Annotated in this window: 1 pseudogene and 1 other annotated feature; the pseudogene reads left to right on the top strand. The window is 38.7% G+C overall.

From position 1 onward, the window contains the following. Window positions 1-336: 336 nt before the first annotated feature. A pseudogene (locus ABS911_RS15145) lies at window positions 337-537 on the top strand (IS30 family transposase); the annotation flags it as partial. 241 nt (window positions 538-778) lie between these two features. Then, window positions 779-1,006, top strand: a binding site (T-box leader). Window positions 1,007-1,099 lie beyond the last annotated feature (93 nt).

Here is a 1,099-nt window from a genome sequence, read left to right as displayed (position 1 = left end):
CAAAGAAATCAGTTTGTTGAAGGAAACCTTTTCCGCAATTCTTTAGTTGGAATAAACATAATAAAATAAACCCATCATTCTTTATGCAAAATAGAGTATGATGGGTTTTGTGTCTTTTAGTAGTGGGGTGGTCATACCCCGAGTATTTCTTTCAAGCCTTGTTTATGACTTTCGTACTGCTTTCATTTATGGTTTGTTGTATACAAATCAAGTAAGGTGGTGAGTACTGTGAGGAAAATCAAAACAAAGCTTTGAAATGGAACGGCAGCTGTTGCTACACGTCCTCAAAAGAACTCAAGCCGACTGTCAGAAATCGATTTCAATCAGAGTGACTCCCTTTGGGAGAAAGGAACGAACGAAAGGCATAACCGCATGCTCCGAGAATCTATCCCAAAGGGAGTCACTCTGCGTCCATTGTCCTATTCGTATTTACTGGAAGTAACCGATACGATCAACCACAGACCAAGAAAAATAATGGGCTATACAACACCTGCAGAACGCCTTCAGGAAGAACTGGCCGATTTACAAGCAGATTAAGGTGTTTTGTTGGTTCTATTTGGGTCAGAACCACCAACAACTCACCTGAAAAATGGTAAGGGATGAAACACTCCCTACTGTCAATGGCTTCAAAGCATTGGTAATACTGGATTATTGAGTAATTCGCTGTCTATAAAGGTTTTTAAAATTTTTTATGCATTTGATATTGCAATTAAGCGAATGAAAGTAAGCACAAAATAATTGACAACCATCCATCATTCTTGTATATTTATTAAAAATATATGAAACTTTGATGAGATAAGTAGCTGGGAAAGAAACCATAGAGAGTCTGCGAATGGTGAAAGCAGATGTTTCGGAATCAGCGAAGATGGTCTTTGAGTTATCACGTGTGAGGGAAACTTAGCAAGTGACGGGTACGCCCGATAGCGCGTGAAGGGATGACAGTCCCTTGCTGAGATAATCTTTATAATTATGAACAAAGGTGGTAACGCGAGCATTCGCCCTTTCAATAGGGGGAGTGCTTTTTTTATATATTTTAATACATTTTGGAGGCAAAAATATGGAGCAATCATTTGTAAGGGAAATGACATCAAAGCATCTA

The sequence above is a fragment of the Carnobacterium sp. genome (genome assembly GCF_040274425.1).
This window is presented reverse-complemented; position numbering and strand designations above follow the sequence as displayed.